Origin of the sequence: Novosphingobium flavum (assembly GCF_014230315.1) — a bacterium.
GTDB classification, from domain to species: Bacteria; Pseudomonadota; Alphaproteobacteria; order Sphingomonadales; family Sphingomonadaceae; genus Novosphingobium; species Novosphingobium flavum.
Genome location: NZ_JACLAW010000011.1, coordinates 53,464 through 77,130, shown reverse-complemented (window position 1 = coordinate 77,130; position 23,667 = coordinate 53,464). Strand labels below are relative to the sequence as shown.

The window sequence follows — 23,667 nt, the reverse complement described above, 5'->3', positions numbered from 1 at the left end:
ATTGTATGAAGGCTTTCCGCTTTGGCGCATCCGTGATCGCCGTCGGCATTGCGTTGCTACAGACCGCGCCGGTGATGGCGCAGGCGACGACCGGTCAGGCCGAAGGGGCCGGCCCGGCCTCGGCCGACGAGATCGTCGTGACTGCGCTGCGCCGCAACGACTCCCTGAGCAAGGCGCCGGTCGCGATTTCCGCCGTTTCCGGGGCGCAGCTCACCTCGCAGGGCGTTACGCAGGCCAAGGACCTGACCAACGTTCTGCCCAACGTCGAGAACTCGGTCGCGGGCTTTGCCATCCGCGGCGTTTCGAGCGCAGACTTCCTGCCCAAGGGTGACCCGGCAACCGCGTTCAACGTCAATGGCGTCTACATCGCCCGTCCCGCCGAGCAGCAGCTGGCCATGTTCGACGTCGACCGCGTCGAGGTTCTGCGCGGGCCACAGGGCACGCTCTATGGTCGAAACGCGACTGCCGGTGTGGTCAACGTCATCTCGGTTCAGCCGACGGACCGGTTCGAAGGCAATTTCTCGGCCGAATACGGCAACTGGAATACCGTCCGCCTGAACGGTGCGATCAACGCACCGCTTTCGGAAAACGTGGCATTGCGCTTGGCGGGAACATTCAACCGTCATGACGGCTACACCAAGACCCGTGACGGCACCCGCGCGCTCGACGACCAGAATAACTTCGGCCTGCGCGGCAGTCTCAAGTTCAATCTTGGCGCTTCAACCGATTTCGTGCTCACTGCCGATTATGCCAAGCAGGATGAAGCCGGCCCGGCGTTCATCGCCGCCTCGCGCGCTGTCGCCCAAAACGATGATCACTCGCTGCGGTATGCCCTGCCGGGGATCGACAATCACTATTTCCTCGAGGCCGGCGGGATCTCGGGCGAACTCAACTCCGACCTGGGCTTCGCCAAGCTGACTTACGTCGGGTCCTATCGCAAGTCGAAGCTCGACGTGCTCAACACCAAGAACGATGCAACTCTGACCAGCCAGTCGGACCGCGCATATAGCCTTCACCGTCATGACCAGACCACTCAGGAAGTGCGTCTCTCGTCGAATGCGGGCGGGCCGTTCCAGTGGGTTGCTGGTGCGTATTACTTCCACGAGTATGAGACTTACCAGGACTATCTGAACCTGTGTTGTTTCTTCAACGCGCTGTTTGCCTACGATCAGTACGTCCGGGCGACCACCTATGCCGGGTTCGGCAACGCGACCTATTCGTTGACCAACAATCTGCGCCTGACGGGTGGCCTGCGCTGGACGCATGATACCAAGGAGCGGATTGGCAAGGCTCCCGCGTTTTTCTACGGCGCGCCTCAGTTGCCCCTCAACCAACTGCCCGCCACCAACAACACGTCGCTTTTCGTTGGCCAGCCGATCAACAGCATCGCCTACTATCCGGGCGGCGGCGCTCCTGCGAGCAAGCTGACCTGGAAGGCGCAGATCGAAGGCGATCTCTCGCGTGATGTGATCGCTTATGCCAAGGTCGAAACCGGTTACAAGGCTGGCGGTTTCAACGACGGCGTCGCCACAGCGGCGAACCCGATCGTCTACCAGCCGGAACTGATCACCGACTACGAGGCGGGGGTTAAGGGCACCGTGCTGGATGGCAGGCTGTATTTCTCGCTCAACCTGTTCCATTATGACTACAAGAATCATCAGGTCAGCGCTGTTTCTCCGTTCGGCGGTGCGACCACCTTCAATGCCCCGGCCAAGGTCACGGGCGCCGAACTCGAAGGCTGGATCAAGCCGGCTCGCAACACCCGGATCAGCTATTCCGTGGCTGTGCTCGACACTAAGTATGGGCATTTCTTCCCGGGCGCCCTGACGGGGAATACCACCACCGACTTTGTCGACCAGCCGCTTGACGTGTCACCGAAGTTCTCGGCCCGCGTCGCCCTGAACCAGGACATCCCGCTTGCAAGCGGTGCGCGGATCTCGGGCAACGTCGCGGTCAAGTACTCGAGCTCGTACAAGGTCACCGACTATATTCCTTCGGGCGGCGCGATCGTTCGCTATAATCAGAAGGAATACACTCGCACCGAGGTCTCGCTTGGTTATTTTGCGCCGGGTGACGCCTACTATATTCAGGCCTTTGGTCGCAACCTCGAGAACAAGCGTCGCCTCGGCGTGGTCGAACTGGGCGGCTTCACCCTGTCCGAACCCTCGCAGTATGGTGTGAGGGCCGGCGTGAAGTTCTGATTGTAGGACTAGCGAGCAAAATGAATGGCGCTCGCGGCCCTGTTGTCGCGAGCGCCATTTTTCTTCGGGATATCCCGGCATTGGCGGCGGTTCTCGCTGAATGACCTGGGCAGGCAGTGTGATTGAGCTCATGACGAAGCAATATGACATCATCGTGGTCGGCTCAGGGGCTGCGGGCAGCTTTGCCGCCAAAGAACTGACCGAGCGGGGGCTGGAAGTCCTGCTGCTGGAAGCCGGTCGGAACATCACGCCTGACGACTTCCCGACGAATTTTGCGGGGCCGAAGGAGAAGGGCATCCAGCTCTGGGCCCGTGCCAAGGCAGCCGTAACGGGGCAGCCGCTCCAATCGCGCGTGGCCTTTTACGGGGCGCAACAGCGCCATCTTTTCGTGAAAGACAGCGAGCACCCTTACTCGACCGCGCGCGGCAAGCCGTTCCTGTGGATCCGTGGCAAACAGCTGGGCGGGCGGCTCCACACCTTCGGCCGCGTGCTGATGCGCTGGTCGGATTTCGATTTCAAGGCTGCCAGTCGGGATGGTTACGGTCAGGACTGGCCGATTTCCTATGCCGACCTTGCCCCCTATTACAGCAAGGCCGAGCAGGTTCTGGCTGTGCGCGGCTGCCCCGAGGGCATTTCCAACCTGCCGGATGGCAACTTTGCTGGCCCATCGCTGCTCACCGCGGCCGAACAGGACTTCAAGGCAAGGACCACGCAGCGGTGGTCGGATCGCAAGCCTACGTCGTGGCGGTACATGCCGCCCAACATCAAGCGCGTGCCTCAGCCTATTCTGGATGCCCTCGAAACCGGCCGCCTGACGATACGGTCTGACTCGGTGGTGCGCCGGATCGAGACCGATCCCGCAACCGGCCGGGCCACCGGCGTCGAATTCGTCGATCGTACCAGCGGCGAGGTGGAGGTCGTACCGGCCCGCGTGGTCATGGTCTGCGCCTCGGCGATCGAATCCGTTCGTCTGTTGCTCAACTCGGCCGGGGGAAAGCATCCGGCTGGACTGGGCAACAGTTCGGGGAATCTCGGCCGCTATTTCATGGATCAGGTGCCCAACCTGATCATGGGCACCGTGCCGGGGCGCACCGGTAGCGAAGTGGCCGATCCCTTGCCGCCCGATCCGTTCTATGGGGCATCGGGCGGAATCTATATTCCGCGCTTCTCCAACCTGACGGCCCGCACAAACCCCGAGTTCATTCGCGGGTTCGGGTTCCAGGGCACCGTCGGGCGGCTCTACGTGCCGGAGGGCAAGCCGGCGCGTTATGCCTTCATGGGCTTTGGTGAAATGCTGCCCCAGGCCGACAATCGCATTACCCTGAATCCCCGTCGCAAGGATCGGTGGGGTGTTCCCATTCCTCATCTCAGCGTTGCCATGGGTGGCAACGAACTGGCCATGCTGCGCGAGCAGGAGCGTAGTATCCGCGAAATGGCCTTGAACGCTGGCCTGGACATCGAATTCGCCGGCTCTTCGCAAAGCTTCCAGGAAGAAGGACGAGGCGCCTTCCCCGACGCAGACTGGTTCAGCCGCCTGCTGTTCCGGCTCAACTTCCGGAGCAGCATGTCGCTCGGTGCCGCCATTCATGAAAGCGGGGGCGCGCGAATGGGCAACGATCCGGCGACGTCGGTGCTCAACGAGTGGAACCAGTGCTGGGATGCGCCCAACGTGTTCGTGACTGACGCCAGCAGTTTCCCGACCAGCGGGTGCACGGGCACGACCTTGACCCTGATGGCGCTGACCATCCGGGCCAGCGAGTATGCGGCGAGGAAGCTGTTGGCTGGGGAACTCTGAGCCGGGCCGCGGGGAGAGCGCGAATGGACATTATCGTCAAGGCTGCGGAGCTGTCGGAAGGTCCGATGACGGGCGGCGAGCGGTTGATGGCCGTGCGGCTGAGCGCGATGATGCTCGTTGAATTCATCGTCTTCGGCTCGTGGTTCGCGACCCTCGGCCTGGTCCTGGCGACCCACGGCGGCGAGAGCATCATCGGCAAGGCCTATCTGCTGAGTGCGGTGGCGGCGATTGTCTCGCCCCTGTTCATGGGCGCTATCGGTGATCGCTACCTTGCACCGCGCAACCTGATGGCCCTGCTTCACGCGGTGGGCGCCGTGGCGATCGGGGCCGTTCCGGCCGCGCTGCAAGCGGGCGAGTTCGGCCTGACTCTTGGCCTGATCTTCCTGCACATGACGTTTTTCCAGCCGACGCTCGGTCTCGTCAATTCGATCGCGCTGACCCAGCTTGACCGCCACCAGCGGCTGTTTCCCTATGTCCGGGTATTCGGGCCGCTGGGCTGGGTCGTCGCCGGCCTCTGCGTCGGCGGGCTGGGCCTCTCCGCCTCGACCGGGGTGTTCTACATTGCTGCGGGCAGCGCGGCGCTTTTGGCGGTATATTCGCTGACCCTGCCTTACAGCCCGCCGCCTTCTGCCGGGGCGCATATCTCGCTCGGTGATCTCGTCGGGGTCAGGGCGCTGGTTCTGTTCCGCGACCGCCGCTTCGCGGTGCTGATGGCCTGCACCTTGCTCACGTCGATCTCGCTCGGCTTCTACAACACCTTTGCCTCGCCGTATATCGCGGCCCTCGGGATCTCGAATGTCGCCGGGGTCCTGGCGCTCGGGCAGATCTCGGAAGTGGCCTTCATCGTGACGATCCCATGGGTTCTCGTCCGGATCGGCATGAAGCGCGCGCTGCTATTGGGGATGGGTATGTGGGGGGTGCGTTTTGCCCTGTTTATCCTGGCGGCTCAAGGTATGCCTGCGATGGCGGTGGTGGGCGTGGCCCTGCACGGCATCTGCAACGACTATTTCATCGTGATCGCCGCCATGTTCATAGCCCGCCTCGCGACCCCGGAACTGGCGGCCCAGGCGCAAGGCTGGCTGATCCTGATGATCTCGGGCTTCGGCGCTGCCATCGGCTCGGCGCTCTCCGGCTCGATCTACGGCGCTTTCGTGGCCGGAGACCCGGCCCACGGCGTCGCGGGATGGACGCCGCTCTGGCTGTTGCCGATGGGCCTGGCCCTGCTGACGAGCGTCATCTGGACCTTACTGTTCCCGCCGGGCGAGGAGCAATCTACCGCGACCCGAACCGCACTTTGATTGGACGAAACCGATGTTCGACAATTACCTGATCCGTTCCGACAGCCTCCGCAACGATGTGGTCGATGGCGAGGTGGTCGGCTTTTCGCTGGCGGTGCGCATCGCCAACTATCGCGGCGTGTTCCTTTCGTTGCACACCGGCTACTACCTGACGGTCGACGGGGTGGATTACCCGCGCGAGGTCCAGACCTTCGAGGTCAACGGCAAGCCGCCGCGTTCGTTCGACGAGATCAAGGGCTGCGTCTGGGAACACTGGGACTACGACGACGAGGCGATCCTGCATGTCGCAAGGCCCGGCGGGCTGGCCCCCGGGGCGCACGAGATCAGGTTCCAGCAATGCGTGATCGCCGCTTACGGCTACCTGCCGACCGACGAGGAATGGGTAAAAGCGCCGCCCAAGACCGGCACCGGGGCGGGCTCGGACAAGACCCCCCAGGTCATCACCTATCATCTCGAACTCAACGACAGCGTGGAGGCCTGAGCCATGAAGATCGGCGTTTCCTTCTACAGCTACCAGCAGTCGCACTTCTTCAAGGAACTGACCCTCGAGGACCAGATCCGCGAGGTGTCGCAGAACCTCCCCGGTGCCGACGGCATCGAGATCGTCGATGAGATGTCCCTGCGCTACCCCGACCCGGGCGAGGACTTCGTGCGCCGGTGGCATAGCTGGATGGAGCAGTACGGCACCGTTCCTGTGACGATGGACGTCTCGTTCGACGTCCTCCAGTTCCGCGACCACGTCATGTCCTATGACGAGGTGGCCGAGCGGCTGATGCGCGACATGCGGCTCGCCAAGCGGCTCGGGTTCAGCAATGTGCGCGTGCTGTCGACTTGCCCGGTCGAGGTCATGATCAAGGCGCTGCCGGAGGCGGAACGGCTCGACCTGCGGCTGGGCAAGGAAGTGCATCAGCCGATGCGCCTGGAAGGTCAGCAGGTGACGGAGATCATCGAGTTCGCGGAGCGCAACGGCACGGACCGCCTTGGCATCGTTCCCGATTTCGGGATCTTCGGGTTCCGTCCCTCGGAGGTTCTGCTGGCTCAGTATGAGCGGCGCGGGGCCAAGCCGGAGGCAAGCGTGGCAGCGGTGGAGTTGTCGGCGCTGCTGCGCAAGGGCGAGGGGCCGTTCGACCTTGCCTCGGTGGCTACCGAGACAGCCGGAAACCTGCGCTCCGAGTTCAAGCGCTACCTTACTTCGGGTGACAGCACCGCGGTTCTGGCGGAGCCTTTCGCGGCCCTGCGCGACTTTGCCCGGGCGCGCGTGCCGGATCCTTCGGAACTGGACTATATCGTCGTGGCCGAAGCGATCATGCAGTCCAACACCGGGCTCGACACGATGCGCCAGCTCGCTGGCCATGTCGTCTCGTGCCACGGCAAGTTCAACTACATGTCCGAGATTCCCGGCCATCCCGGCCAGTACCAGGACATCGCGATCGACTACGAAGGCGCGCTGAAGGCCCTGTCTGATGGTGGCTACGAGGGATACATCAACACCGAATACGAAGGGCAGCGCTACTTCCAGGATCGTACCCGCGCCGAGATGATGGACGAGGTCGACCAGGTTCGCCGTCATCACGAGATGCTGCGCCGTCTGCTCGGCATCGCAGCGCCCGCCGAGGTCAACTGATGTCCCGACTGGTTGCCTATGTCGGAACCTATGGTGTTGCGCCCGGAACGAAGGGCGGCGGGATCTACGGGCTTGCGGTTTCGGACGACGGACGCGGTCTCACCGCGCTCAACCATGCGCCTGAGCCCAAGGATGCCGGCTATCTCGTCCATGCCGCCGATACCGGCACGCTCTATGCGGTCGACGAGCGCAAGACCGATGGGCGCGGGCCGGTCGACAAGCCGGCGGCGGTCCATGCCCTGTCGGTTGATCCGGTGAGCGGGGAGCTGACCTGGCGCAATGCGCAGATCGCGCCGGGGCCGCGCCCAACCTTTCTCGACTACAGCGCGGAGAAGCGCCTGCTGGTAAGTGCCAATCACGGCGATTTCCAGCATGTCGAGAAGGTCTATCGCAGGCCGGACGGCAGTTGGGCAGTCGATTATGTCTATGACGATTCCACTGCGGTGCTGTTCGCAGTGGAAGACGACGGCCGGGTCGGCGCGATCGAGGATATCCATATCTTCGAAGGGCACGGCAAGGACCCGAACTTCTCGCCGCAGAATGGCGGCCATGCGCAGTCCAATCCCCATGCCCATTGCGCGGTGATCGATCCCTCGGGTCAATTCGTGATCGTCTGCGACAAGGGGACGGACCGGATCGTCGTGTTCCGGCTGGTTGGCTCAAGCCTTGAAGGCGCATCGGTGCTCCAGATGGCCGAGGAAGTGGGGCCACGCCACATTGCCTTCGATCCGGTGAGCGGTCTGGCCTATGCGACCTGCGAGTTCTCCTCGGAACTTGCTGCCTTGCGGCTCGATCCCGCCAGCGGCGATCTGACTGTGCTGGAGCGGGTCTCGACCGTGTCACCAGCCTATCACGGCCCGAACGAGCCGGCCGAGGTGCGGGTCCATCCGGCCGGCGGCCATGTGTATGTCAATAACCGCGGCGAGGACACACTGGCCTGGTTCCGCGTCGACGCGGCCGGTGCGCTGCAGCCGGCCGGCGCCGTGCCGCTGGCGCCCTCGATCCATCCGGGGCTGGCCGCGCGCAGCTTCACATTTGCACCCTCTGGCCGGTTCATGCTGGTCGCTGATCGGCCTGCACATCTTGTCCATAGCTATGCAGTTTGCCCCGACACCGGCAACCTGACATGGCTCGCCCAAGCCCCCGTTCCCGATCCTGCGTTCATTGCGCTCGTCGAATTGGGGCAATCAGACAACGAGACTGGGGAGAGCGAGTAATGTCACGCCGTTTGCGCATGGGGATGATCGGGGGCGGTCCGGGGGCATTCATCGGCCCGATCCACCGGATCGCGGCGGAAATGGACCGGGAGATCGAGCTGGTCGCCGGGGCTTTTTCGAGCGATGCCGGGCGCAGCCGGGCGGCGGCGGAGACCTACCGGATCGATCCGGAGCGGGCCTACCCCTCGATGGAGGCGATGTTCGCGGGTGAGAAGGCGCGGGGCGACGGGATCGACTTCGTCGCGATCGTCAGCCCCAATTACCACCATTTGCCCGCCGCGCGCGCGGCGCTGGCGGCGGGCCTGCCGGTGCTGAGCGACAAGCCGGCCACCTCGACCTATGCCGAGGCGCAGGAACTGGCCGGGCATGTGGCCGCCGCGGGCCTGCCTTATGGCCTGACCCACACCTATTCTGGCTACCCGCTGGTGCGCGAGGCGCGGGCGCGGATCGCTGCGGGCGCGCTGGGCACGGTGCGCAAGGTCGTGGTCGAGTACCCGCAAGGCTGGCTGGCCGGGGAGGCCTCGGGCAAGCAGGCCGAATGGCGCACCGATCCGGCGCGCTCAGGGCCGGGCGGCTGCATTGGCGATATCGGCACCCATGCCTTCCAGTTGGCCGAGTTCGTCACCGGCCTGCAGGTCACTCAGCTGCTCGCCGATCTTGGCGCGGTGGTGCCCGGAAGGCTGGTCGATGATGACTGCTCGGTTCTGCTGCGCTTCGAGAACGGGGCGAGGGGCGTGCTGCTCGCCAGCCAGATCGAAGTGGGCGAGATGAACGGGCTGCGTATCCGGGTCTATGGCGATAAGGCCGGGCTGATCTGGAAGCAGGAAGTGCCCAACACCCTGACGATCAACACGCTCGATGGACGCACCGAAATCGTCCACGCCGGCGGGTCGCAGCTTGGCCCTGACGCTGCCTCGCGTACCCGTACACCGACCGGGCACCCCGAGGGCTATCTCGAGGCTTTCGCCAACATCTACCGCGATTTCGCCGCCGTGCTGCGGGGCGAGCAGGCCCCGCTGCTGCCGGGGATCGACACCGCCCTGCGCGGCATGGCCTTCATCGCCACCGCCGTCGCTGCCAGCCGCGACGCCAACGATGGCAAGGCTGGCTGGGTCAAGCTGACCGTCTGAGGGAGAGACAATCATGAAGACCATCAAGGGCCCCGCCATCTTCCTCGCCCAGTTCGCGGGCGATGGCGCTCCGTTCAACAGCCTCGATACCATTGCCGACTGGGTCACCTCGCTCGGCTACAAGGGCATCCAAATCCCGAGCTGGGATGCGCGCCTGTTCGATCTGGAAAAGGCCGCGGCCAGTCAGACCTATTGCGACGAGATCACCGGGATGCTGGCCGAGAAGGGCCTCGCCGTGACCGAGCTTTCAACCCACCTCCAGGGCCAGCTGGTCGCGGTTCACCCGGCCTTCGACGCCCAGTTCGACGCTTTCGCCGCGCCGCATGTCCGGGGCAACCCGAAGGCGCGGCAGGAGTGGGCGACCGAACAGGTCAAGCTCGCCGCCCGGGCCAGCCGCAACCTCGGCCTGACCGCTCACGCGACTTTCTCCGGCGCGCTCGCCTGGCCCTACTTCTATCCGTGGCCGGCGCGTCCGGCAGGTCTGGTCGAAGACGCCTTCGATGAACTGGCCCGGCGCTGGAAGCCGATCCTCGACGTGTTCGAGGACAACGGGGTCGATGCCGCCTACGAGATCCATCCCGGCGAGGACCTCCACGACGGGGCGACCTTCGAGATGTTCCTCGAGCGGCTCGGCAACCACCCGCGCGCAAACATCCTGTACGATCCCAGCCACTTCGTGCTGCAACAGCTCGATTACCTCGCCTACCTCGACATCTACCACGAGCGGATCAAGTGCTTCCACGTCAAGGACGCCGAGTTCCGCCCCAATGGCCGGATGGGAGTCTATGGCGGCTACCAGTCGTGGGTGGATCGCCCCGGCCGGTTCCGCAGCCTCGGTGATGGCCAAGTCGACTTTGCCGCGATCTTCTCGAAAATGGCACAGTACGACTTCCCCGGCTGGGCCGTGCTCGAATGGGAGTGCGCGCTTAAGCATCCCGAGCAGGGCGCGGCCGAGGGCGCGCCGTTCATCGACCGCCACATCATCCGCGTCACCGAACACGCATTCGACGACTTCGCCGTCGGCGGGGCAGACCGCGATCTCAACAAGCGGCTGATGGGAATCGGTTGAATCGCCATGGCCTGCGCCGCCGGGCGGCGTGGGCAGGAATTTTCAGGAGAAAGTCATTGGCTACCATCGTTGGCGGGATCGCCACTTCGCATACGCCCACCATCGCCTTTGCCAAGGACGCGGGCAAGCAGCAGGATCCGGTCTGGGCGCCGATCTTCGAGGGCTATGAGCCGGTCAAGGCGTGGCTGCGCGAGAAGCAGCCGGACGTGCTGCTATACATCTACAACGACCACATGACGGCCTTCTTCGCCGATCACTACTCGCACTTCGCCCTCGGCATCGGCGAAAGCTACGGCCCGGCCGACGAGGGCGGCGGCCCGCGCGACCTGCCGCGGATCGAGGGCGATCCCAAGCTCGCCCAGCACATCGCAACCGGGCTGGTCGCTGACGAGTTCGACCTGTCCTACTTCCAGGGCAAGGACCTCGATCACGGCGCCTTCTCGCCGCTGTCGGTCGTGCTCGACCATGACAAGCAGGGCTGGGCGGCCAAGCTCCTGCCGATCCAGTGCGGCGTGCTGCAATTCCCGATCCCGAGCCCGCGCCGCTTCTGGAAGTTCGGCCGTTCGCTGCGCCGCGCGATCCTGTCCTACCCCGAAGACATCAAGGTGGCGATCGTCGGCACCGGCGGCCTTTCGCACCAGGTGCATGGCGAGCGCTGCGGCTTTAACAACACGCCGTGGGACATGGAATTCATGGACCGTCTGGAGAAGGACCCCGAGGGCCTGCTCGACATCACGCTGGCCGAACTGGCCGAGCGCGGCGGGATGGAAGGCTCCGAAATCGTGATGTGGCTGATGATGCGCGGTGCGCTGGCCAGCGAGGTCACCTGCACTCACAAGACCTATTTCCTGCCCTCGATGACCCCGATCGTCTCGATGATCCTCGAGGAAGGCGCCGACCGCGCGGGCGAGGAAACCGACGCCGAGTTCATCGCGCGGATGAACCACCAGCTCACCGGGGTCGAGAAGCTGGAGGGCACCTATCCCTTCACGATCGAGCGCTCGGTCAAGGGCTACCGGATCAACCACTTCCTCCACTCGCTGATCGAGCCGGAAGTCCGCACCCGCTTCCGCGAGGACGAGGAAGGCACGCTGGCCGCCGCCGACCTGACCGATGAGGAACGCGCCCTGATCCGCCGCCGCGACTGGATCGGGATGATCCGCTACGGCGTGATCTTCTTCCAGCTGGAAAAGCTCGGCGCGGTCACCGGCGTGGGCAACATCCACATCTACGCCGCGATGAAGGGCCTCAGCCTCGAGGACTTCCAGAAGACCCGCAACGCCGCGATCACTTACGGCGTCGCCGGCAAGGAAGCGGGCGAAGCGGCGAAGTAAGCGTCGGGGCGGGCGAGGGGGCGGTGAAACGGCCCGCATCGCCCACCGATCCGGCCATTGAGGGGAGCGCGAGGCCTTGCCTCCTGCGCCCCTTTCCTCTCCAGGACTTTCGTGCGGGTCAGAACTGGGCGATAAAGGCTGGCCGTTCGGCCGCGACGCTCCCGGTTTGGATGAATTTCCCGCCGACATCCCGCGCGAACTGCGTGATCGTGTCGGACAGGGTATTGGCGACCAGCAAACCGCCGGTGGCAGTGACGAGGAAAAACCACGGCCACTTGCCTCCGCTCGCGGTCCACTCGCAGCGCACCACCAATCCGTCTGCGCCGAGGGCGAAGCCGACGATGGAATCGTGCCCTCGGTTCGAGACGAGGATCAGATCGTCACCCGGCCCGACCGCAAGATGGGCCGTGTGGGAATCACCGGTGAAACCATCGGGCAGCGTATCCACCCCCTGCAGTTCCTGCAGCATCCCGTCCGCGCCCGGCCTGAGCACGATCAGCCGGTTACCGAGTTCGCAGAGGAGATAGGCGAGGCCGCGGTGAAACAGGATGTGGCGTGGGCCGAGTCCAGGCGCAGCGCGATAGACGAGGCGCTTCTCGCCGACCTGCCCACTGGCCGCATCGAAAGGAAAGGCAAGCACGGCATCGGCGCCCATGTCGGCGGCATAGAGCCAACAATTGTCGGGTGAGAAGACGATGCAATGCGGGTGCGAGTGGGCCTGACGCGGATGCGGGCCTTTGCCCTCATGAGTAAGCTGGGCGATGATTTCGGGCGTATCGCCGTTGCGAAAGACCGTCCAGCGTCGTCCCCGCGCGTTGGCGACAGCAAAGTAGGCGCCGGTCCGGTCGAAGGCGATGTAGCTGCCGCCATCGCCGCCGCTCGACCAGCGGCCCAGCTCGACCAATTTGCCGTTCTCGTCGAAACGCTGGCGGGACATGGACGAGCGGTGGAGATCGTTGTGGAGCAGCAGGATGCTGCGCCCGCCGGGCTCCACCGCGCCGTAATAGACCGCGGTGGCGTGATCCGCATGCGCGCCGATCGTGGCCTGCGCGGCAACGTCGAGCCGGCAGGCCGGGGTCGCCAGCGCGCGGTCCGGATCGGTGAAGGTCCAGCACCCAACGAGGTACCGCTCAGCCTTTGCCCCGTCAGCGTTCATCGCCGCCTGTTCCTTGTCGGCTGCCCACATGCGCTGATCAGGGCGCCGGGGGGAGGGCATCCGGCACCCGGACATACCCCTTTGACTTCATCAGGAAGTCGGCGAGATAGCCGTCGTGCGGCATGTTGGGTGCGCTGAAATAGGAGCGCACGGCGCCAGCATAGACGTTGCGGATCGAACCGTCTTCCAAGCCTGCCTCGATCAACCCGTCCTCAGCCCCGATCAGCACCAGGTTGAGAGTGGATTTGAGCGGAGCGAGGCCATCTTCCGGCGACCACGGCGCGAACCACAGGCAGGGGAAGGCCAGTTCGATGCCCTTCGTCTGCACGTCGGCTGCGCTGTCGAGCACATGCACGGCCGGGCGCATCACCGCGCTGCCGTCACCCAGGTCGTCTACGATCCCCTCACCACCGAGCATGGCCTCGGTGCCCTGCGCAGTTTCGAGCAGGTAGCTTTCGATCCGCCGCGCTTCCTCGATCGGCTGGACCGGCAGGACGGCGCACTCGTCTTCCGGGCGGAGCGAGGGGATCAGGGCCAGCTTGTCCGCCACGGCGCGGGCGAAGTCGGCCGCGACGGAGCGGTCGCCCTCGACCAGGATCGTGGTGACATTGGTGCAGCCAGTGCCGCCGCCGCGGCTGGCGGATTCGACAACGAGATCGACATAGTCGCGCCAGTCGTGCTCGCCGGCGATCAGGATCTTGGAGCGGCCCGGTCCCTGCGGAAGCAGGCGGGTGCCGCTGTACTTGGCGATCACGTCGGCGCCGCCGTAGACCATGGCGAGGTCGGAGGCGTGGATCATCTCGTCGGCCGCCGCATAGTCGGTCGGCAGGAAGATGACATGATCATGGCCGAACCCGGCCTCGTGCAGGGCGGTGACCAGCCGGTGCGGGGTGAGCGGCTCGCGGCGTGAGGGGCGCACGGCCACGCGGTAACCGAGCGCAAGCGCTTCGAGCCAGCCCCCGTGGATCGCGGGGTGATTGCCTGCGGCATGGACCCCGAACACGTCACCGCGCCGGACCCACAGGCCCACGCCCTTGCCGACGGACGGATGGTCGGTGGTCGGCACCACGCCCAGCGGACGGGCGAACTGCGCGCGGTCCCACGCTTGCTGGGAATAGGCCGCGATCTTGCCCGCGGCGGAGCGTACTTCGGCAATGCCGAGACCGGAAATGCGCGAGACCATGCGGTGGTATTCGTCGGGCGAGAGCCCGGCGATAGTGCCGTTCTGGAAAGCCTCGCCCGCCCGGGCGATGGCGGCAAGGCGAGCCTCGCGGTCCATTGTGTCTGCCTTGCGCAAGGCGGACATGGCGCGCGAAACGTAGGGGGCGGGAGCGAGGCTGAGTTCGGCCACGGGCTTGCCGCCGACCTCGGTCACGGTCATCCGGTTGCGCGAACGATAGGCGCCGGACGGGCCGAGGGCGTCGATTTGGAACAGTTCGTCGAGAACGTCGGACATCTCAGTACACCCCCTCGATCACCTTCTGGCCCTTGAATTCGACCAGCGGGGCAATGTCGGCGATGGAATCACCGATCTGGTTGGGATTGACCGGCGCGATCCGGGTCACGGCATCGCGCTCGGCATTGTTGGGGAGCAGCAGGGCCTTGCTGACGTGGTTGACCACGAGTTGGCCGCGCTGGCCATATTCCACGCGCTCGCCGGTGTTGGCGTCGCGCACTTCGAAGGTGGTGTAGGGAGATAGGGTCGGGTCGAAGATCGTCTCGTTCGCGTCCTCTGCGCCGAAGCGCTGTGCGCCGCCGGAACCCAGGGCCATGGTTGTCCCGTAGGAGCCGGCCAGCGTCATGCCCGGGAACATCTCGTCCATGTAGAAGTGGCGGGTGTCGGCGTCCATCGAGGCGCCACCCCAGTGGATGTAGGACACGTTCTCGCGGATCAGGTCGACCCATTCGTCATGGCGGCAGATGCGCGAGAGGATCGGCGGGGTAAGGCGGATATAGCCGATGTTCTGACCCCGCATGATGAAGAGCGCCTGATCCAGCAGATGTTCGGCATAGGCGTCGGCCTCGGCCTGCTTGCCGGCGCCGATTTCCTTCTTCACCCAGCGCGGGTCCATGTCGATCGCGAAGGGAAGAACGCCGTAGGCGCGGGCGCCGCGGCGAGCCTGCTCGAGTGCGCCATGCGGGCCGCTGGGCGAGAACAGCAGCCAGTTCTTCTCGTGAGTCAGGCCGTAGTGCTCGAAGATATAAACGTCGCGGTCCACCATCAACTGGGCGAAGTCAGCCATCAGCGGCAGCGCCTTGGGCGCGCCAGTGGTGCCGCCGCTTTCGATGATCGCGAGCACTTGCGATTTGGAGCCGTAGCCCTTGGGGATGAACGAGGCGGCGGGAACGTCGCGGATTTCGTCGGTGACGTTGGGGAACAGCGCGAGGTCGGCGTGCGACTTCACGTCGGCGCGCGGATCGAAGTCCAGGGTCTTGGCCCGCTCAAGCCAGAACGGCGAGCCGGTTTCGGGATCGAAGTGCCAGGCCATGGCCGCCTGGATGTACGCATCAGGGTCCGGCAGAGTGCCGAAGGGCAATTCGAGAATCGGGTTGGCGGCGTGCGACATGGCAGGATACTCTCGTATGAAGCAGAATCCTGTTACAAGATTATATATAATCGTGTCAATGATCGCGTTTTGTCAGGGCTTGCCTGAGGATTTCCGTCAGTCGATCAAGGTGTTTGCGCATGGCCCGAGCCGCAGCTGCCGCGTCGCTGGCGCGCAGTGCCTCGAGAATCTCCCGGTGTTCGCAGGGCGAATGGGCCGACCAATCCTGCACCAGCTTTGTATAGTGGTGATAGCGCAGGAGATGGCCGTGCAGGCTGCCGCAAAGGCGCTTGATCGTGCCATCGCCGGCGATTTCCAGGATCTTCTGGTGGAACTGCGTCTCGGAACTCAGGGTTTCCGTCGGCGACCCCGCTTCGGCGCGTTCGATGAGCGCTTCCAACTCGGCAAGCTGTTCGGGCGTCGCCCGGGTCGCGGCCAAGCTTGCCGCATGGCTCTCCAGCAGTGAACGGGCCTGATAGATTTCGATGGCTTCGTCGGGACCAACCATGCGGACCCGCGCGCTGGTGTTCTTGGGCTGCTCAACCAGTCCTTCTGTCTCGAGACGCAGGAGCGCATTGCGGACCGCCGGGCGTGAGGCGCCATACTGCGCCATTAGGTCGGATTCGACCAGGCGCATATTCGGCTGCAATTCCCCCGACGCGATCGCCGTCCGCAGTGATTCATAGACTGTTTCGTTGCCCATGTGATTCGGGTGGCAGCCTGAAGCAAGTCCGTCAATATGGAGGCACAAGCGTAGGTTGCGGGCGCTTCCCGGCCGGCGGATTGCCTGCTCGTCCGGGCGCTGGGAAACTGTATTGCCACGATTGTCTATAATCGTATATACGATCCGTCATGGAACATCGCTTCATTGGTCGCTCTGGTCTCATGGTTTCGGCCCTGACCTTCGGAAACTGGCTCACGCAGGGCGCGGAGCGGGATCGCCAGGTCGCTGAGCGCTGCATCGGCGCGGCGCTCGATCTCGGCATCACGAGCTTCGACACGGCTGACACCTATGCCAACGGCGCGGCCGAGGAATGCCTTGGCGCCGCGCTGAAGGGTCAGCGGCGCTCGTCGCTGGTGGTCATGTCCAAGTGCTTCTACCCGGCCGTTCCGGCGCCGCGCGGCCCCAACGAGGTTGGCCTGTCACGCAAGCACATCATGGAAAGCATCAACGGCAGTCTCAGCCGGCTCGGCATGGACTATGTCGATGTGTACATGGCCCACCGCTACGATCGTTTCACGCCGCTAGAGGAAACGATGCAGGCGTTCGCCGACATCGTCCGGCAGGGCAAGGCGCTCTATATCGGCGTGAGCGAGTGGATGCCCGAGGCGCTGCGCGAGGGGCAGGCGTTGGCCCGGCAGATGGGCTTCTCGCTAATCTCCAACCAGTCGCAATATTCGATGCTGTGGCGCGTGATCGAAGGGGAGGTTGTGCCGACCTCGCAGGAATTGGGGATTAGCCAGATGGTCTGGTCGCCGATGGCGCAGGGCGTGCTTTCGGGCAAGTACCTGCCGGGACAGGCAGCGCCCGAAGGCTCGCGTGCGCTCGACACCGTCGGCGGCGGCGCGCAGATGATCTCTCGTTGGCTGACCGATGAGGTGTTGCAGGCCGTCCAGAACCTCAAGCCGGTTGCGGCCGACCTTGGCGTTTCGATGTCACAGATGGCCCTCGCCTGGGTGCTCAAGAATCCCAATGTCGCGACGGCCGTGATCGGCGCCTCGCGCCCTGAACAACTGACCGAGAACGTGAAGGCGGCCGAGATCGACCTGTCGCCCGACGTCATGGCCCGGATCGATGCGATCCTCGCGGGCGTTGCCAATACGGACCCGGCCCTGACCGCCCAGTTTACCCCGGCCGCGCGGCCGGGCGGGTAGCCGAAAGCACCGGTTGAGGGTGCCTGAAAGGCCCATCGCCATTGCCTTCGACCGGGTTCACGATTGCGACAATCGCCCGAGCAGCAGGGCAGCGCATAAGGGAGAGCGGGAAATGATGCCCATCGTGGATGCCGGTTCCGGCGCCCAACCCACCGGCAAGGTCGCGCGGCCTCTGGTCGCCAAGCTGGTGGCGATGATGCTGCTCGAATTCGCGGTCTTCGGATCGTGGTTCGCCACGCTCGGCCTGGTGTTGTCTACCCACGGTGCGGCCTCGGTGATCGGGCAGGCCTATTTCCTCAGCGCGATCGCGGCGATTGTCTCGCCCCTGTTCATGGGCGCGGTAGGCGACCGCTTCCTCGCTCCCCGCAACCTGTTGAGCCTTCTGCACCTGGCCAGCGCGGCGATCATCACTGCTATCCCTTCCGCGCTGCAGGGGGGCGATCTCACGCTGACCCTGGTGCTGATCTTTTGCAACATGCTCTTCTTCCAGCCGACCCTTGGCATGGTCAACGCCATCGCGCTGGTCGAACTGGGCGAACACCAGCGAATATTTCCCTATATCCGCGTGTTCGGACCGCTCGGCTGGGCCCTTGCCGGCATTTGCGTCGGGGCCTTGGGGCTGTCGTCCTCGACCGGGGTATTCTATTTCGCCGCGGCGAGCAGTACTGCGCTTGCCCTGGTCGCGCAGACTTTGCCCAAGCGGCCGCCGCCTTCGGTGGATTCCCACTTTTCGTTGGGCGACCTGGTGGGGGCCAGGGCCTTTGTCCTGTTCCGCAACCGGGGCTTTGCGGTCTTGATGTTCTGCGCGCTGCTTACATCGATCTCGCTTGGGATCTACAACACCTTTGCATCGCCTTACCTGGCGGCGCTGGGGATCAAGAATGTCGCCGGGGTGCTGGCGATGGGGCAATTGTCCGAACTCGTCTTCATCGTGACCATTCCCTTTGCCCTCTCGCGGATCGGGATGAAGTGGTCGCTCCTGCTCGGAATGGGGCTGTGGGGCGTTCGCTTTGCGCTGTTCATCCTTGCCGCTCATGGCCTGCTGGGCGCCGCTTATTTGAGTGTGATCATGCACGGCATCTGCAGCGACTATTTCATCGTCGTCGCCGCGATGTTCATTGCCAGGTGCGCCACCCCGGATCTTGCGGCGCAAGCGCAGAGCTGGCTGGTGCTGATGATTTCGGGCTTCGGCGCTGCCATCGGCTCGGCATCCTCCGGCAAGATCTTCGCCGCCTTTGTTGCACCCAATGCTGCATCGGGCGCGGTGGCATGGACCCCGCTCCTGCTGCTTCCGCTGTGCCTCGGAGCGATTACATGCGCGGTGTGGATCGTACTGTTTCCAAGCGCCCGCAATAGTGAGGCGGACTCTGTCAGACCAACTGCACCGCTTGGCGGTGCGGGGTGTTGACTGGTAGGGCGGGGCCATGCCCCGTCCTCGCAAGCCCGCCAGTCCGTTCAAATACTTCAACTCGTCCCCGGAGATCATCCGTCTCGCGGTGCTCATGTATGTGCGTTTCCCGCTGTCGCTGAGGAACGTAGAGGACCTCTTGTTCGAGCGCGGCATCGATGTCTGTCACGAGACCGTGCGGCACTGGTGGAACCGGTTCGGGCCGCTGTTTGCGGCGGACATCCGGCGACAACGGGTCAGTCGGATGCGGGGCTTCCGGCACTGGCGGTGGCATCTCGACGAGATGTACGTGAAGGTGAACGGCGAGATGGTGTACCTCTGGCGCGCCGTCGATCACGAAGGCGAAGTCCTGGAAAGCTACGTTACCAAGACCCGCGACAAGGCGGCTGCGCTGCGGTTCATGAAGAAGGCGCTGAAGCGCCACGGCTCGCCCGAGGCGATCACCACCGACGGTTTACGGTCATACCGCGCGGCGATGACCGAACTCGGATGCGAGCAAAAGCAGGAGCTGGGGAGGTGGGCGAACAATCGTTGTGAGAGCAGCCACCTGCCCGTCCGCAGGAGGGAGCGTGCCATGCTCCGCTTCCGACGGATGAAGACGCTGCAGAAGTTCAGTTCGGTCCACGCCTCGGTCCACAACCATTTCTCTCAGGAGCGCCACCTCGTTGACAGACAGACCTACAAGCTTCGCCGCTCGGCCGCATGGGCCGAGTGGCAGAGCTTAATGGGTTGAAGTGCCGGACGGGTGAGGGGGCGCCTGACCAGTGGAGAGCGGTTCGCATTAGACTGACAGCACCCTGGCGGGCCGTTGATCACGAAGGCGAGGTTCTGGAATCCTTTGTCACCAAAAAGCGAGATAAATCCGCAGCGTTGCGGTTCCTGAAGAAGACCTTGAAGCGCCACGGCAAGGCCGATGCCATCGTCACCGACGGGCTGCGATCCTACCCCGCCGCCATGCGAGAACTCGGAAACGAAGGTCGCCGGGAGGCCGGCCGCCACCTTAACAACCGGGTTGAAAATTCACACCTGCCCCTGCGCCGAAAGGAGCGGGTGATGCAGCGTTTCCGGCGGATGAAGACGCTGCAGAAATTCGCTTCGGTCCACGCCTCGGTTCACAATCATTTTGCCCAGGAACGCCATCTCGTCAGCAGGGAAGTCTACAAACGGAGACGCTCGGCGGCCTTCGCCGAGTGGCAGAATCTCATGGCCTGATAAATCGTGCGGAGAAGGGTAGGCCTGACCAACGGAGACGAGTTCGCATCAGACTGACATCTCCGCCACGCACCACCCGGGACGAACGGGATAATCCCAAACCACTGCCTCAAAGCCGGGGAATTTCGCCGTTGTTCGCGGGCATTCGCGCCGTGCGGATAACGCGCCTCGCCTGAACGGCAGCGGCCGGGCTGGGGCCTGCTGGCGGAGAGAGAGAAACCGCCGCAGAGACAGAGTTCGCACGCGCGCAGCCCCTGCCTGTGCGGTCGCTCGCGCCCGGCAACGGCTGGTACGGCAGGGCGGGGCCAGAAGATGGGGCCGATCACGCGGGCCCTCGCGCGGAGCCCGATCAGACCCGCTGACGGCCAACCGTAAGCCAAGGTCGCGGTCGCATCTGCCTCCTCGAAAACACCTTCCTTTCGCGCGCCGACACCCATGGGGCATCGGGTGGCTTCCAATGCGTTGCAGCATGCAATCACGACCAATCGGGCGTCAAGATCCGACCTCGCTCGCGGGCGCAAAATGCCTCTCGGGTTCGTTTTGCAGTTTTTGAAAAACAGCATTTTGGGGGTCGGGCTGGACGATTGTGGCGATTTCTCGCTTGACACGCGCAGGTCGTGACGCCGCGGAAGGCCGATTCTTGGGAAAGATAAAAACATTGTAATATCAATATGTTGATGATTTTTGGTAAGTTCTCTTTCCGTCAATCTGGTCGTGACAGCAGGTTGAATGGACGATCCACTCGATGTCCAAAGGCCTGCCCATGATCTACAAGCCCAACCTCTCGCGCCTGGCCCGGCTGGCGGCCGGGTCCCGTCTGTCGCTCCCCGGACAGGACCCGGTGCGAGAGGAAGAAATCCGGGTTGAACTGACCGAGGGGCTCTGTCAAAGCAACTGCACCTGATGGCAATGCGGCAGCGTGTGGGGTAGGGCGGGGCCATGCCTCGCCCTCGAAAACCGGCCTCGCCATTCCGTTATTTCCACTCATCGCCGGAGGTGATCCGGCTTGTGGTTCTGATGTACGTTCGGTTTCCGCTGAGCCTGCGGAACGTCGAAGATTTGTTGTTCGAGCGCGGGATCGACATTTGCCATGAGACGGTTCGACTCTGGTGGAACAGGTTCGGTCCGATGTTCGCCGCGGACATCCGGCGCCAGCGGGTCAGCCGGATGCGCGGCTTCCGCCACTGGAAGTGGCACCTCGATGAGGTCTACGTGAAGATCAACGGCGAGATGCATTATCTCTGGCGGGCCGTTGATCACGAAGGCGAGGTTCTGGAATCCTTTGTCACCAAAAAGCGAGATAAATCCGCAGCGTTGCGGTTCCTGAAGAAGACCTTGAAGCGCCACGGCAAGGCCGATGCCATCGTCACCGACGGGCTGCGATCCTACCCCGCCGCCATGCGAGAACTCGGAAACGAAGGTCGCCGGGAGGCCGGCCGCCACCTTAACAACCGGGTTGAAAATTCACACCTGCCCCTGCGCCGAAAGGAGCGGGTGATGCAGCGTTTCCGGCGGATGAAGACGCTGCAGAAATTCGCTTCGGTCCACGCCTCGGTTCACAATCATTTTGCCCAGGAACGCCATCTCGTCAGCAGGGAAGTCTACAAACGGAGACGCTCGGCGGCCTTCGCCGAGTGGCAGAATCTCATGGCCTGATAAATCGTGCGGAGAAGGGTAGGCCTGACCAACGGAGACGAGTTCGCATCAGACTGACATCTCCGACTGACGGCTTGCGATCACACGCTTCACCCGGACCAGGACCTTCAAGGCCGCTACTCACTCCAACTCGAGGATGATGGCGTCGACCGCCAGGCTCGCGCCTGCCACGGCATTTACGGTCTTGACCGTCGCCGCTTTCTGCGCGCGCAGGATGTTTTCCATCTTCATCGCCTCGACCACGGCGAGCGGCTGCCCTGCCTCGACCACATCGCCCTCCTTGACGTGAAGCGCGACGAGCAGGCCGGGCATCGGGCAGATCAGGAACCGTGAGAGATCGGGCGGGATCTTCTCGATCATGTGCGCGGTGAGCGGCGCGATCCGGGCGGGCAGGACCTGGACCTTGTGGCTGGCGCCGCGCGTGGTGAGGATGAGGCCGGTGCGGGTGAGCCGGACCTGCACTGCCAGCACGTCGCCGGCCACCTCGGCCTCGATGAGCCGGTCGCCGGGGGTATATTCCATGGCGAGGTCGAGCGGGGTGCCGTCGACCGTGACATCGTCGCCATCGAGTGTCACGGCATGGCTCTCGCCGTCCAGCGAAACCTGCCAATCGGACGGCGGGCGCAGGCGGCGGGCGAGCTGTCCGTCGATCCGCCGCGCCCGGTCGGCCCGGGCGGCGGCGATGAAGGCGGCGATGGCGGCCAGCGCCGTCCTAAGCTCCGGGCCGGCGAGGGCGCCGGTGAAGCCTTCGGGATATTCCTCGGCGATGAAGCCAGTGGTCAGCTCGCCCGCGCGGAAGCGCGGGTGCTGCATGATCGCCGAGACGAAATCGATGTTGTGGCCCAGCCCCTCGATCTCGAAATTGTCGAGCGCGGCGATTTGCAGGTCGGCGGCCTCCTCGCGCGTTGGCCCCCAGGTGATCAGCTTGGCGATCATCGGATCGTAGAACATCGAGACTTCGCCGCCTTCGTAGACGCCGTCGTCGACGCGCACGCCATCGATGCCCCGGCGCCCATTTCCCGCGCCGTCGTCGGCCCAGCCATCGACCGGCGGATTGTAGCGGATCAGGCGGCCCGTCGAGGGGAGGAAGCCGCGATAGGGATCTTCGGCATAGACCCGGTTCTCGATCGCCCAGCCGTCGATCTTGATGTCGTCCTGCGTGAAGGCCAGTTTTTCGCCAGCGGCGACGCGGATCATCTGCTCGACGAGGTCGATCCCGGTGATCGCCTCGGTTACCGGATGCTCAACCTGCAGGCGGGTGTTCATCTCGAGGAAGTAGAAGGACTCCCCCGTCGGGTCCGCGCCCGAGACGATCAGTTCGACCGTGCCCGCGCTGTAGTAGCCGACGGCCCTGGACAGGGCGACGCACTGCTCGCCCATCGCCTTGCGCATCTTCGGGCTGACGAAGGGGGAGGGCGCTTCTTCCACCACCTTCTGGTGGCGGCGCTGGATCGAGCATTCGCGCTCGTTCAGGTAAAGCACGTTGCCGTGCTGGTCACCGAGGATCTGGATCTCGATGTGGCGCGGGTTCAAAATGAACTTCTCGATGAAGACGCGGTCGTCGCCGAAGGAGTTCAGGCCTTCGCGCTTCACGGACTCAAAGCCCTCGCGCACGTCCTTTTCATCGTAGGCGAGGCGCATGCCCTTGCCGCCGCCGCCGGCGCTGGCCTTCATCATCACCGGATATCCGATCTCGTCCGAGATGCGCACCGCATGCTCGGTATCCTCGATCTCGCCGACGAAGCCGGGGACGACGTTGACGCCCGCTTCCTTCGCGAGCTTCTTGGACTCGATCTTGTCGCCCATCGCGGCAATCGCACCGACCGGCGGCCCGATGAAGGCAATGCCCTCGGCGGCGAGTGCCTCGGCGAACGAGGTCCGCTCGGAGAGGAAGCCATAGCCGGGATGGACCGCCTCGGCGCCGGTTGACTTGCAGGCGGCGATGATCTTGTCGGCCACGAGGTAGCTTTGGGCAGCCTGAGCGGGTCCGATGTGGACCGCCTCGTCGGCCATCTGCACGAAGGGCGCGCGGGCGTCGGCGTCGGAATAGACGGCGACCGTGGCAATGCCCATCCGCCGCGCGGTCTTGATCACCCGGCAGGCGATCTCGCCGCGGTTGGCGATGAGGATTTTCTTGAACATCGAG

Annotated in this window: 19 protein-coding genes and 1 pseudogene; 15 read left to right on the top strand and 5 right to left on the bottom strand. The window is 64.3% G+C overall.

Annotated elements, in window-relative coordinates; all coding sequences use genetic code 11:
• Positions 1–5 precede the first annotated feature (5 nt).
• The 9 genes from H7F51_RS14320 (at position 6) to H7F51_RS14280 (ending at position 11,668) form a co-directional block, all read left to right on the top strand.
• Entirely contained in the window at positions 6–2,201 is a 2,196-nt protein-coding gene (locus H7F51_RS14320; protein ID WP_185664991.1) for a TonB-dependent receptor, read from the top strand.
• Between the two features lie 100 nt (positions 2,202–2,301).
• Positions 2,302–3,996 (top strand): GMC oxidoreductase, encoded by a 1,695-nt coding sequence (locus tag H7F51_RS14315; protein WP_246448488.1) that lies wholly within the window; start codon positions 2,302–2,304, stop codon positions 3,994–3,996.
• A 23-nt stretch (positions 3,997–4,019) separates the two neighbouring features.
• On the top strand, positions 4,020–5,294 hold the full coding sequence (locus H7F51_RS14310; RefSeq protein ID WP_185664990.1) for an MFS transporter: 1,275 nt from the start codon (positions 4,020–4,022) through the stop codon (positions 5,292–5,294).
• 13 nt (positions 5,295–5,307) lie between these two features.
• Positions 5,308–5,775 carry a C-glycoside deglycosidase beta subunit domain-containing protein gene (locus H7F51_RS14305; RefSeq protein WP_185664989.1) on the top strand — a complete coding sequence of 156 codons (468 nt, stop codon included), beginning with the start codon at positions 5,308–5,310 and terminating at the stop codon, positions 5,773–5,775.
• A gap of 3 nt (positions 5,776–5,778) precedes the next feature.
• On the top strand, positions 5,779–6,918 hold the full coding sequence (locus H7F51_RS14300) for a sugar phosphate isomerase/epimerase family protein (protein ID WP_185664988.1): 1,140 nt from the start codon (positions 5,779–5,781) through the stop codon (positions 6,916–6,918).
• Entirely contained in the window at positions 6,918–8,135 is a 1,218-nt protein-coding gene (locus H7F51_RS14295) for a lactonase family protein (protein WP_185664987.1), read from the top strand. Before H7F51_RS14300 ends, H7F51_RS14295 begins: the two co-directional genes overlap by 1 nt.
• Positions 8,135–9,265, top strand: a complete 1,131-nt coding sequence (locus H7F51_RS14290) for a Gfo/Idh/MocA family protein (protein WP_246448487.1) — start codon at positions 8,135–8,137, stop codon at positions 9,263–9,265. The genes H7F51_RS14295 and H7F51_RS14290 overlap by 1 nt, the downstream gene beginning before the upstream one ends.
• A gap of 13 nt (positions 9,266–9,278) precedes the next feature.
• On the top strand, positions 9,279–10,334 hold the full coding sequence (locus tag H7F51_RS14285) for a sugar phosphate isomerase/epimerase family protein (RefSeq protein WP_185664986.1): 1,056 nt from the start codon (positions 9,279–9,281) through the stop codon (positions 10,332–10,334).
• Positions 10,335–10,390: 56 nt separating this feature from the next.
• Positions 10,391–11,668 carry a gallate dioxygenase gene (locus H7F51_RS14280; RefSeq protein ID WP_185664985.1) on the top strand — a complete coding sequence of 426 codons (1,278 nt, stop codon included), beginning with the start codon at positions 10,391–10,393 and terminating at the stop codon, positions 11,666–11,668.
• A gap of 118 nt (positions 11,669–11,786) precedes the next feature.
• Here H7F51_RS14280 and H7F51_RS14275 read toward each other — a convergent pair whose 3' ends face one another.
• From H7F51_RS14275 to H7F51_RS14260, 4 genes are read right to left on the bottom strand one after another with little or no spacing between them, the layout of a single operon-like run.
• Positions 11,787–12,854: a lactonase family protein gene (locus H7F51_RS14275; protein WP_185664984.1), complete on the bottom strand. Its 1,068-nt coding sequence runs from the start codon at positions 12,852–12,854 to the stop codon at positions 11,787–11,789.
• Between the two features lie 7 nt (positions 12,855–12,861).
• Positions 12,862–14,280, bottom strand: coding sequence for an aldehyde dehydrogenase family protein (locus H7F51_RS14270; protein ID WP_185664983.1), 1,419 nt, complete (start codon positions 14,278–14,280; stop codon positions 12,862–12,864).
• Position 14,281: 1 nt separating this feature from the next.
• Complete coding sequence (locus H7F51_RS14265) at positions 14,282–15,391, bottom strand: phenylacetate--CoA ligase family protein (RefSeq protein WP_185664982.1); 1,110 nt, start codon at positions 15,389–15,391, stop codon at positions 14,282–14,284.
• Between the two features lie 55 nt (positions 15,392–15,446).
• Positions 15,447–16,073: a GntR family transcriptional regulator gene (locus H7F51_RS14260; RefSeq protein ID WP_185664981.1), complete on the bottom strand. Its 627-nt coding sequence runs from the start codon at positions 16,071–16,073 to the stop codon at positions 15,447–15,449.
• Between the two features lie 149 nt (positions 16,074–16,222).
• On the opposite strand from H7F51_RS14260, the gene H7F51_RS14255 reads away from it, so the two are divergent.
• From H7F51_RS14255 to H7F51_RS14230, 6 genes and pseudogenes are all read left to right on the top strand, one after another.
• A complete protein-coding gene (locus tag H7F51_RS14255) occupies positions 16,223–17,245 on the top strand; it encodes an aldo/keto reductase family protein (RefSeq protein WP_185664980.1) in 1,023 nt (340 codons plus the stop codon).
• 112 nt (positions 17,246–17,357) lie between these two features.
• Positions 17,358–18,653 (top strand): MFS transporter, encoded by a 1,296-nt coding sequence (locus tag H7F51_RS14250; protein WP_246448484.1) that lies wholly within the window; start codon positions 17,358–17,360, stop codon positions 18,651–18,653.
• A 16-nt stretch (positions 18,654–18,669) separates the two neighbouring features.
• The gene (locus H7F51_RS14245; protein WP_185664979.1) at positions 18,670–19,386 is read left to right on the top strand and encodes an IS6 family transposase; all 717 of its coding nucleotides are present in this window, start codon (positions 18,670–18,672) and stop codon (positions 19,384–19,386) included.
• A 65-nt stretch (positions 19,387–19,451) separates the two neighbouring features.
• Positions 19,452–19,865, top strand: a pseudogene (locus H7F51_RS14240) (IS6 family transposase); the annotation flags it as partial.
• A 745-nt stretch (positions 19,866–20,610) separates the two neighbouring features.
• Positions 20,611–20,769 (top strand): hypothetical protein, encoded by a 159-nt coding sequence (locus H7F51_RS14235; protein ID WP_185664978.1) that lies wholly within the window; start codon positions 20,611–20,613, stop codon positions 20,767–20,769.
• 35 nt (positions 20,770–20,804) lie between these two features.
• Complete coding sequence (locus tag H7F51_RS14230; protein ID WP_185664977.1) at positions 20,805–21,521, top strand: IS6 family transposase; 717 nt, start codon at positions 20,805–20,807, stop codon at positions 21,519–21,521.
• Between the two features lie 120 nt (positions 21,522–21,641).
• Here the strand turns inward: H7F51_RS14230 and H7F51_RS14225 are convergent, their stop codons facing one another.
• Positions 21,642–23,663, bottom strand: a complete 2,022-nt coding sequence (locus tag H7F51_RS14225; RefSeq protein ID WP_185664976.1) for an acetyl-CoA carboxylase biotin carboxylase subunit — start codon at positions 23,661–23,663, stop codon at positions 21,642–21,644.
• Positions 23,664–23,667 lie beyond the last annotated feature (4 nt).